This is a genomic window from Paraburkholderia aspalathi (genome assembly GCF_900116445.1).
Lineage (GTDB): Bacteria > Pseudomonadota > Gammaproteobacteria > Burkholderiales > Burkholderiaceae > Paraburkholderia > Paraburkholderia aspalathi.
The window spans coordinates 1-10,960 of the sequence record NZ_FPBH01000069.1 but is presented as its reverse complement, the minus strand read 5'-3'; the positions used below and the strand labels follow the sequence as shown (position 1 = coordinate 10,960).

7 protein-coding genes and 1 pseudogene are annotated in these 10,960 nt (G+C 54.5%); 4 read left to right on the top strand and 4 right to left on the bottom strand.

Annotated features, from left to right (window positions below; all coding sequences use genetic code 11):
• Positions 1–285 precede the first annotated feature (285 nt).
• Entirely contained in the window at positions 286–546 is a 261-nt protein-coding gene (locus BM438_RS45255; protein WP_143131878.1) for a hypothetical protein, read from the bottom strand.
• A gap of 273 nt (positions 547–819) precedes the next feature.
• Between BM438_RS45255 and BM438_RS43990 the strand changes: the two genes are divergently transcribed.
• The 3 genes from BM438_RS43990 to BM438_RS45250 all read left to right on the top strand — a co-directional run bounded on the left by BM438_RS43990 (position 820) and on the right by BM438_RS45250 (position 3,689).
• The gene (locus BM438_RS43990) at positions 820–1,401 is read left to right on the top strand and encodes a TetR/AcrR family transcriptional regulator (protein WP_093647771.1); all 582 of its coding nucleotides are present in this window, start codon (positions 820–822) and stop codon (positions 1,399–1,401) included.
• Between the two features lie 256 nt (positions 1,402–1,657).
• Positions 1,658–2,482, top strand: coding sequence for an alpha/beta fold hydrolase (locus BM438_RS43985; protein WP_093647773.1), 825 nt, complete (start codon positions 1,658–1,660; stop codon positions 2,480–2,482).
• Positions 2,483–2,969: 487 nt separating this feature from the next.
• Positions 2,970–3,689, top strand: coding sequence for a hypothetical protein (locus BM438_RS45250; RefSeq protein WP_143131877.1), 720 nt, complete (start codon positions 2,970–2,972; stop codon positions 3,687–3,689).
• A 1,559-nt stretch (positions 3,690–5,248) separates the two neighbouring features.
• Here the strand turns inward: BM438_RS45250 and BM438_RS43965 are convergent.
• On the bottom strand, positions 5,249–6,271 hold the full coding sequence (locus BM438_RS43965) for a hypothetical protein (RefSeq protein WP_093647762.1): 1,023 nt from the start codon (positions 6,269–6,271) through the stop codon (positions 5,249–5,251).
• Positions 6,272–6,323: 52 nt separating this feature from the next.
• Complete coding sequence (locus BM438_RS43960) at positions 6,324–7,424, bottom strand: hypothetical protein (RefSeq protein ID WP_093647760.1); 1,101 nt, start codon at positions 7,422–7,424, stop codon at positions 6,324–6,326.
• A gap of 1,779 nt (positions 7,425–9,203) precedes the next feature.
• Here BM438_RS43960 and BM438_RS43950 point away from each other — a divergent pair.
• On the top strand, positions 9,204–9,941 hold the full coding sequence (locus BM438_RS43950; protein WP_244179616.1) for a GIY-YIG nuclease family protein: 738 nt from the start codon (positions 9,204–9,206) through the stop codon (positions 9,939–9,941).
• A 413-nt stretch (positions 9,942–10,354) separates the two neighbouring features.
• On the opposite strand, the pseudogene BM438_RS46640 reads toward BM438_RS43950, so the two are convergent.
• Positions 10,355–10,809, bottom strand: a pseudogene (locus tag BM438_RS46640) (IclR family transcriptional regulator).
• Positions 10,810–10,960: the final 151 nt, after the last annotated feature.

The window sequence follows — 10,960 nt, the reverse complement described above, 5'->3', positions numbered from 1 at the left end:
GCATGGCGTGGAACAACTGGGGCAAAAAGTAGACAGGCTTGAACCCCTGTTCTCCGCCGCATCTGACGATCCGGTGTGCTTTAACTAGCGCTTACCTTGCTTCACTGATACCACTGGCATATGGCATAGGCGTCAGGCCCAGCAGCCGGCCACTTCCCGACGGTTGTGAAGCTGTCGCCATCCAAACATTTCCCTCATTAGGGTCCACGCGCTGCCTGCGCCGATTCCCGCAAGCTTTGCCAGCAATGCCACGCCGGGGTGCAAGCCGCTGCGCACCTGCTGATCCTACTGTGCTTCGAGCAGGCTGATCTGATTGCGCACAAGCGCGAGCCGCTCACTTTCGCGCTCAACCTCGGCGCAGAGGCCGGGTGGCAGTGGCTCGCGCTGCCGTGACCACCGGTGAGTCCGGATCTGGCTATCGACATACCTGACCCAGAGATGGTGCAGCACGAGCAAGCGGCGAATCCGGTTGGTGTGCGCGGTACGCTCCTGCCGCACGCGCTCCGGTTTCCAGTGCAGGCGCCGGTCGTTTTCCTGCTCAGGCATCGATCTGGGGGGGGGGCGCGACGGCCCATACACGGTGCTTGCCCGCGTAATAACGCATAAGCATGGAGAGTATTGTCGCTGCCAAGGCGATCCGTCTCCGCGCGAGGGAAGCGCCGGTACGCGTCGTTGACGAAGGCCTGTACATCGTGATTTCAGGCTCATCGCGGGCGCGAATGCGTTGGCGTAACGGATGCTTGCAGCTCAGGTCGAAGAAATTGCTTGTGTAAACCGACTGGTCATCTTATTCTGTGTCTTTAATCGACGAGTTGGGCGATGGCAACTACCGATGTACGCGAAAGACTCCTTGATTCGGGCATGGATGCTTTCTATGCCAGAGGCTTTAACGCTACCGGTGTCCAGGAGATAGCTAACGGTGCGAATGTTCCAAAAGGATCGTTCTACAATCATTTTGATAGCAAAGATGCGTTTGCGGTCGAAGTGGTTGAACGCTACTGGGATCGTGGTAGTAGAGCACTTCGCATATTGAACGACGCCTCGGTAGGTGATCCTTTGGCGCGGCTGAGGCACTATTTCGAGACACTCATATCGGCTCGAAAAACGGCGAAATACAGATCTGGTTGTCTGATTGGAAATTTCTCGTCTGAAATCTCTGACCAGAGCGAAATGATGCGCGAACGCATTGAAATCGCTTTCCGAGATTGGACTAAACTGCTGGAAGTTTGTGTAAGAGAAGCTCAAGATTCTGGGCTGGTCCAAACGGATTTGCCTGCTTCGGTAGTCGCGGCTTTTATCCTGAATGCCTGGCAAGGGACGGTCCTCAGAGCAAAGGTCGAGCGCGGAGATGTTCCATTCAAACAGTTTATGACGATGATTTTTGACGGTTTCCTGAATTGATTGCCAGGTTGGATCAACATTAACCGTGTTGACCAATGCGAATGACTGTTGCGTCGTAGCTATGCATGCTGGATGCAACGTGACACGCACCTAGATCGACTCAGAGCGCGACGTCAAAGATAATGTGCATTGAAAATGTGTCATTCCTGTTTTCATAAGGAGTTCTATTCGTATCACAACATGAATCAGCATGCCACACGCTAGTCAACTCGCATGCGAACGGAAATGCATGCCTCTGAACATGAAGACACAGAAAATGAGCGATAAACAGATCCAATACATTGAAACTCCGAGCGGTCGGCTCGCCTATCGAGTTGACGGAAGTCCGGATGCTGAACCCTTACTGCTGATCCAGCGATTTCGCGGTGTGATCGATCAGTGGGATCCTGAGTTCGTTGAAAAACTTGCGGCTCATCGCAGGGTTATCCGGTTCGACAGCGCGGGAGTTGGGCGTTCAGAAGGGGATGCTCCGCCCACAGTTACCGCGACTGCCGAGATTGCGCTTGAATTCTTGGACGCACTCAAAATCGATGTCATTGACGTATTCGGTTGGTCGTTGGGGGGGTATGTTGGACAGGCAATGGCCCTGCGTTCGCCCGCGCGTGTGCGCCGGCTGGTCATCGCGGGCTCCGGTCCTGGTGGGGTTACGGATGGGGCAAAGCGTCACCCTCGTGTGAACGAGATTGCGCTCAAGGAATCGATCGATGACGAGGATTATCTTTTTCTGTTCTTCGCGGACTCTGAGACAAGTAGAGCTGCCGGCCGCGCTTACCTGGCGCGTGTTGCAGCGGAAAACGACGGTCCTGCCACGAAGATGCCCTCAGTTATGAATCAGCTCAAGGCGATTGTGAACTGGACAAATGGTGGTGACGCTGCGCGGCCTCGACTCAAAGAACTTTCCATGCCCATCCTGGTGGCAAATGGAGTTACGGATGTCATGGTGCCGACGTACGGTTCGTTCGTCATTTCGCAAGAGGCACCAAACGCCAAGCTGGTGTTGTATCCGGACTCTGGGCACGGCTTTCTGTTTCAACACATCGAAGACTTCACCCAAGAAGTTTTGGCATTTCTTTCTGCGTAAAGCGCGTCGCCGATGGACTTGAATTTTCGCATATCAAATTGAGATGATATGGAAGGAACCCTTGTCCCCCCCGAGGCCGTTTCGATTTCTATCTTGGGAATTTCGAGCAAGCTAGTACATCAGCAATAGGTTGGTTCAATGAGTACGTGCGTCAGGAGGCCTCTCCGTCGTGATGCGGTTACTCCACAGCGCGAACTCATATAGCTCGAATGGAAATATTAGCGCAGTAAAAAATGACCACTACAAAAACAGTGTGACTTGACCAACAGGATGCGGCCGTAGTTATAGCTTTAAAGTGCGGCGAGCAAGGCAGCGACGTTGTGGAGGTGCTCTTTCGGGAAGACAAGTCGACTCTCGGCAATGCGCCCTCACGCGGTTATCAATCGATTTGACACGTGGCCCACGCCCGAATGTCACGGGGAACGACTTCCTTGCTCAAAGTCAGCGGCACGCTTCGTGCCTAATGAAGTTAGGAGAATTTTCAAACATGAACGAATTGCTTGAACGCGTGATAGAAGCACATGGTGGAACAGAAAAATGGCACGGCATATGTGCCATAGATGTCGTGTTCAACTTTTCTGGCGGCCTTCTTGACCTGAAAGGATTCCCTGGGCACCACCGTCCAGTCGTGTCGATAGACACTGCGAAGCCTCGCGCCGTGTTCCAGCGGCTCGGGGGAGACCCTGACGATCGCTGGATATTCACACCAGACCGTGTTTGGGTCGAGCGCCGGGACGGTGAGATTGTCGAAGAGCGATCGAATCCGCGCGCTGCATTCGCGGGGCATGAACGCTCTACTCCGTGGGACCGGCTGCATCTGACCTACTTCCTTGGCTATGCAATCTGGAATTACCTGACCGTGCCGTTTCTTTTCACCCGTGACGGATTCACAACCCGCGAACTGGAAGAGCACGTCGAAGGAAACGAGCGTTGGCGCGTCCTCGAAGTGACCTACCCGGACGATGTTCCCGCCCATACCAAATTGCAAAAACTGTACTTTGACGGGCAATTCATGCTCAAGCGGCTCGACTATGTTACCGACGTGTTGGGCGGCGTGGCTGCGCACTACTGCTACGATCCTGTAACCGTCGACGGTATTGTCTTCCCAACCTTGCGGCGCGTGGTCAGGCGTACTCCTGAAGGTCCACTCCTCTCGGGCCGAACGTCGTTCATTCTCGACTATGTGGACGTGATTGTACGTCGGTGAGATGGCTCACGACGGCCGACTCGCCGGATCTGTTCAGACCTTACCGGACCGTCGTGCAGCGCACAGAAGTGAGGAACGTGACGTGGGGCGTCAAATAAGGATTCTCCACTCTCATTGCGGACGCAATCGTGGCCCTTCTCGCTAATGGAAGCTAGGTGTGTAAAATCGCGCGCTTAGGTCGACCTTCTCGAAGATGAGGTACGTGCAACGGTTCGTCTGTCTCCGCGAAGGCCTATCGCGTGATCAGGTTATCGCGCCGACACAACGGCTACTCCTTCGCAGAAGTTGATTTCTGGTCTATTACTTGTCGACGCTCAAGAGTCGTCGGTGGAAACGGTAGCCCCTACAGCGCTCGGTCGGTGTTTTTTTGTGGAAAGCACACCGGACACAGTAATGCTAATCTTGTGCTCCAGTGGTGGTACTGTTGCGCAGATGCCTTTTTGGCAGAGAAGGTAATGGTGGGCTAGATGAAGGTGCCGCCCTGCACGGCAGGCCGACCTGAGAGGTAGATTTGTGAGTTCCAATGTTAACTAACCTAGTACGGGCTAGCAATCATGTCAAATCACATTAATCCTGGACCGAAGCCGAAACGCGATGATGGTAAAGATGACAGAAGACATCACGTGAATCCGCCAACTAAACCGAAGCATCCATCGCTCCCAATCCACGATCCGAAGAAAAAATAACGACCGACCGAAGGCCCCGGCCGCGACGGATGCGGCTTTGACGTGCCCGTCGTGGCCGTCGGCAGAATGCATTTTGGGCCGCCCATCTCTCGTCGCCACGCGCTGGTGCGTCACATCGCTAGCTTGAAACCTAACTTTTAAGAGCAGCGAGTTAGCTCGCGGTTTTTCGTTCGGGTTGGCCATAAGCATCGCGTCGTCGATGCTACGCGTCGCCAGCCTTTTGCCCCGTCGATCTCCTGTTAGGTGCGATTTTTGTCGGCCAACCTGAACTTGGGTACGACTCTCGTGCGAATCTATCAATCGGCCGTGAGTTTCTCGTCGGTGCGCAAGCCAATTTGCTTGCGCAGCGCGCTCAAATTGACACGATAGGTGCGTTTTCACTCGGTCAATCGTACGGTTAGGTGCTGTTTATATCCCTATAAGTGTTTTGCCAGTTGAATTAGGTGGCGTGGGCTTCGCTTCCGCGAGGAGGGCATATTTTGGAACGGTACGCCGTTATGTGCGCTTTTAGTCGCGATATAGTCTAGTTAAGTGACATTTTTCTCCGCATTGTCCGTCACGCACCCCGGTAAATGCAAAATACCCCAGCACCTGAAATCCTCTTTGCAAATCAGGTCGACTCGCGCCGAGTCCGTCACCACATCGAAGAAGGCAAGCTTCGTCGCATATACCCTGGTGTCTACACAGCCAATGTCGATAGTCCTGTCGAGTCCGTGGTGCGTCGCAACTGGACGAGCATTGTAGGCTACCCTAATTGGTAGCCGCTCGTCGTGCACAACACGACTGCGGCATCTCATTTGCGAATTGAAGCGGCGCGACGTCGGAAGATTCAACATTTCGGTGGGCAGCCGGCGTTCAGCTGTTCGATATCAACTAAGCCGGCACTTTCAATCTGTTTGCACGCAACTCGGGCAGTTCAACTATGGCCTCTTTGAAATGGCGGCCAATCTCATCAATCTCATCGCGTCGCTCCACCGGACATTGCATGTTGACGGACAACGTTCCGCCGACAACATCGTGGTCATGCTGGAGCCGACACTGGCCCGAACCGAAACGATGCCACGGGTATTCAACAAACAACGCGCCTGTTTCGAGCAAATACAGCACCGCCACGCGGCTCCGAACCAGTTCGAGGTATTCGGAACTCGCGGAAATTGGAAGGCGCAGGTTGCCGTTCGAAAATGTTTCCGCCAGTCGACTTGTTCGTGGACCTTGTTCGATGACAGGAGATGCGTTCGCTGAAACCAGAGAGTGCGGGTCGCCTCCCAATTCCTTCAGTTTTGCGAACAGGAGAACCTTGCGCTCGTTGGTGACGTCGCCGATGATGGGGTGAAGCAAATCCCTGTCCGCGTAAAATCGGTCGCCCGTGGCCCATCGCGCCGAAAGAAGTCTCGCGAGGGCTTCGTTATCGGAAGCCTTAATGAAGGTGTATGGCAGTCCGCGTTTCACACCAGCCAGAGCGCTTGCCTTCGGCTGTAGATACCACCTAATCATGAGCGTCTGTACCGCCTGAGCAAGGCCGTAGTGGAGGTAAGCATCGCGAAGAAGTTCGGGGTAGTCATCGCACAGTCCAGAGAACTGCGTAAAATAATCGGGGCTCGGTTTCGGCTCGTAGATACTTACTTCAAATATGCGGTGAACCCACTCGGCCGCGCAGCGCATTTTCGTCAGATGCCTGGAGAGCAGCTCACGCAGGTCTGTGAGGCCGACTCGCGAGTCCAGGACGTGTGCCTTGTCAGGGTGGTCCTCGCGCAGCCACACCTCCAGGGCGGTTGCGTCCATGTTTCGCCAGAAGTCGACGTTGTTGTCCTGGTGAAGGTCAAGCAGCGATTTCGCGTATTCAAAGAGCTTTAATACGTCGTCTCGCGGTTTAAGAGAGTCGATGTTGTTGAACATAGTGTCGGATTAATAGAAGGTTTCGCATGGATGCATGATTCGTGCACCCGATTCAAAAGGGGATGTCTTCCATCCAGGCAGGTGCGGACTTGCCGCTCAAAATTCCCACAATGCGGTCGACCTGAAACCGGCAAGGCTGGATGTTCTCTAGCGCGGCCGATACGAGGTCGGGGTTCTCGTGTGCCCGCCGTTCAAGCAACTCTGCCTCGTCTATTCGCATTCTTCCCAGCGTCATCTGATTCCACGGATATTCGACGAAAAGCGCATGTTGGTCGAACACATACACCACAGCGAGATGGCTACGTAGCTCCGCAAACAGATTGCGATTCGCAACGAAGGGGATGCGAAGCGTGCCACCTGCGAATGCCTCGCATGCAACCGGCTTCCCGGCGGTGTCAATGCTGAGAATGAGTTTAGGAGTCGCATCCTGCGTGAGTTCCGCAGTGTCTTGACCACTGGACTCTCCGCACGGAATAACGAGTGCGAACTGCTCCTCGGTCAGTTCACGAACCCGCTCGGGGAGCGCCTCACACCACATACGGTTGTAGGTCCCAAACTCCAGTGGCACTTCGATTGGCTGAAACAGCTCTGGCCAGTCAGCGTCGGTGATGCGGGAATGTTGCGCCTGACGGGTGCTATCGTGTCTGCCTAAACGCGCCCGATGTCGCCGACTTTCAATGAGCGATTGAGCGGCTTTGAGTAAGCCGGGATATCGAAGACTATCTATCGCAGTCTGACGCTCGGGGAGGAGTAACGTTTCGAGTCCCTCCTCGTCGTTCAGAAAGCGAACAGTCGGGTCATGCAAGCGGCGTTTGGCGTAGGCCGAGGCGCAACGCATTACTTCGCAATAGTGTGTGAGTATTTCTCGGGCTAGGGAAACGTTTCGGTTGTCATATTGCGTCGGAGCATCCCAGGCGTTGCCGAGAACCCAGCGGCCTACTGTTTCTGGCTCCAACTGTGCGTAGTATTCGAAGGTGCCGTCGTCATGGATATCAATGAGACGAGCCGTCTCATCCAGAATGGCTTTCAAGTCCCGCGATGGGTAGTCCGAGCAGTAATCGTCGATAGCTCGCATCGCGTCTTCGGTGTAGTGGTGTCGGTAAGACACGCTATCGTCGATGCCTGTTTCGACAGTCTGTGCATCTTCATTCATTTGTTGCCGTCCAATAGTCTTTATATGGCATGTAGGAACCTGTTTTTAGCTCACAGGAAGGATCGCGGCGCCGGGTGTCATTGCGGCTTGTCGGGAGAAGCCGCAGTCGCGCATGAATGCGACGAAACCCGGGACGTGCGCGTCACGAAACGAGGATGGAAAAAATGTAGGCTGTTCGTTCACGAGGTAATTAATTTTAAACGTAAAGATTGGAAATTATTTTTATAAAGCGACGGAATTAGATAATCGTATTTATTATTTTCGTATAAAACAAGGGGATGGCGAAAATATCCAAATACTTATACTGAGCGTTGATTTAAGGTGGGATAGATTTTTCCCTAAAAATCTTTGTGGCCGAGATTTACCCGAGGCGTGGCCTGAAGGCCGGGGATGAAAGGCGGGGGTAGACAGCGCAGCCCGGATGTTGTGATTTTTTAAGGGAAATCTCAGGTGTGCCTAGACGGAGAAACAACCGTATCGGCACATGCAGCAGACTACCCGCGTTCTCCACCTCCGGCCCAAAGACAGGCACGCCCGTGCGTTCTGTTTCGACGGCGCGTTCCGAACTCCCCGGAAGGTCCCATTCCGGTTATTACAAAAACATTTCGATCACGCTGCGAGTCATATTTTCAAGTCGTCGGCGCAGGCCAAGAAATCGTACAGTCCGTCAGGCCCGCGGCTGCGCAGTTGCGCACAGCTTTGCGAACAGGAACTGCGGACAACTTCCGCCGAGCGTTCACGCACGGTTTGGCAGTTCCATTGGCTGCTTGACCTGGTCTTCTGCGCCATGTGTTGCGCCGGGACCAACACGGACGCGACGAGCAAGCACATCCCGCAAGCGCCATCCTGTGTATCTGTGCGCGGGCCAGAGGCCAATTTCATGTCTGGTTGACACTCTCTTCTCTCGAGATTATCGACGTCACCCGGTTTTCTTCTTTGGCCGCGCAGGGGCGGTTGCCTGGTGAAAAGCTGAGATTTTTTGCTGGCGACCCGGACCAAGAAACTACGTTGACCTGGGTTCCTTTGCTTGTGGGTGATGCGGCGGCAGCTAAATTTCTGTAACCTCTATCCAACCCCAAGCGCTCGTCGACCATGCAGTGTTCAGTGCACGAATGACCGATTCGACTTCCGGAATGAGGTCCCCTGTGTACTCTGTCTCAGCGCACGGGACCACGGTTCCAATTCGATTGGCCGGTCGCGGAAGAGGGGGGGTGTCACTCGGAAATTGCAATTTTGAAGTATTCGCGGCATAGGTACCTCGCTAGTTTTCTGGTACGTCCTATAGCGAATGGTTTTATCTATAGCTGGTCGTAATCACCTCGTTATGCCTGAACTTCTGGATTCGGGAGGTCACGCTCTTGCAGAGCGTCGACAGTTCGCGCGAATTGATATCTTTACTGGAACAAAGGGAGAGATCTGTGCAAGGCGAGCTTATGCGGGGTGGGGGCGCATATTGACGGGAATTCGAAGCACGGTGGCACGTTAGGACAAGATGTCGCTGTCTTGACTTGTAAATGGTCCGACGCGCGAAACAATCAGCTTCTGGCTAAAACGCTGTCGCTATTCAACTGTGTTGGCATCGAAGCATTCCTTCGTTGCTCGTGCTGGGAGTGCCCCGGCTAGCTAACCAGTCAATCCATCGCAATGAGCCTTCGACCGCAGACCATCCAGATTTTTCTCCCCGGGGGCGACCCGCGAGGCATCCGCATCGCAGAAATCACAACGCGCATCGTCCAGGTAATCGAGGTGCCTCGCAGCCGGTTGTCGGACTTTCTTGCCATGAGAGAAAGCGAACAGCTTGCGTTGTACTTTCTGGTAGGTGAGCGGGACGACGGGTTAGGCAAACGTCTCTATGTTGGCCAGAGCGGAGACATCCGTAAACGCCTTGCGGCGCATAACAAAGAGAAGGACTTCTGGGAGAAGGTACTCGTACTGACGACACGAACAGAAAGCCTCACCTCCACTCACGCGCTTTACCTTGAGTCTCTGTTTATACAGGAGGCGAAGAGGGTTGGTCGATACGAGGCCGAAAACGCCAACGAGGGAATGCGTTCACACATTCCGCCTCCGCTGGTCGCCGACTGCCTTGAAATCTTCGAAACCGGTCGCGCGCTACTTGCATGTCTTGGCCATCTCGCGTTTGAGCCACTGACCAAGCTCACATCTGACACATCTTCGAAGGACATCCTGTTTTGCAGGCGCTCCGGAACCTCAGCCCAAGGGGCGTACACTGACGAAGGCCTTGTAGTTTTCAAGGGCTCGATGGGCAAGGCTGAAATCGGAAAGGGATTTCAAGGGCACGCATTTGCCAGGCTTAGAAGTGAACTACTCCGCCAGGGTAAGGTGATGCTTGAGGATGGGCTATTGATTTTCAAGGAAGACGTTCTCTTCTCATCGCCAAGCGGTGCATCCGCAGTAGTCTGCGGGGCAGCATGCAATGGCTGGCTAGACTGGAAAGACGCCGCCGGTCAGACCCTGCATGACCTCAAGAGAAAGGATGCGGAACTGGTCGATTGAGGGCAAGCACCGCGTTGTTGTAGACCTTTGTGACTGAGAGGCGAGATTTAGATTCTATGGGCGTAGGATTGACGCAATGGTTAACCACTGACACCTGCAGGAAAAAGCCCGGGATCGCGTGTGGCCGGCTGGCGCAGTGTTCACGCAGCGTACAGAGGTGCAGTGCGCGAGCATTGGCTCGCCACCCGGAACGGCTTGCCGCACCGGAGTGCGAAAGGTACCTTTGGTCGCGGTGATAACGCCTCGCCCCTCAGCAGGGACAACCGTTTGCCCTGCGAAGACAGTCTGCATGAGCAGATTTGTGCACGTTGAAACAAACGGTTGCGGTTCAATTGACGTAGGACGGATTGTCCGGTCGATTCGAAATCACTGGGCAACGGAATCGGACATACAGTATTTCGATTCCCTTGGACTCAGTTGAATGCCCGAACCGCATTGCTGATCGCACGCGTGCATTCCATCAGTTTGGACACAATGTCCTGGCGTATGGTCTCGACCGTCCACCGACTCGGCGGTGTGACCACGTTCACAGCGGCAATCGGCTGCCCCTGACTGCCGATAACAGGAATCGCCACGGCCATGTCTCCGGCAAACAACTCCTCAGTGTTTAGCGCATAGCCAAGCTGCCGTGCTTCGTCGATAGTAGCCATAAGCGCTTCAAGGTCGGTAATCGTGTTTGGCGTATGGCGCTCTCGCGGCATTGCTTCAAGCATCGCGCGACACTCGTCGGGCGCCAACGCGCTCAGATAGGCGCGGCCCGAAGAGTACAGTACATCGGGATACGGCAGCCGATTGGCATGTGCATTGGAATGAAACGATGGCTCGCGAAGCGTGCGACGTAAACCATCTCAAACTGGGCCGGTTCCAGGAGATTGGTGGTCTCGCCGGTGTTGTTCGTTAGTTCAGCGAGAAACGGATTGGCCAGGGGGTGTCCGGAATTTTGTGTAAACGGGTTGAGGTTTAACCCGGCACCAGCCGCTCTTCGAACTGGATCGTGAAGCGGTTCAGTGCGGCCTTCC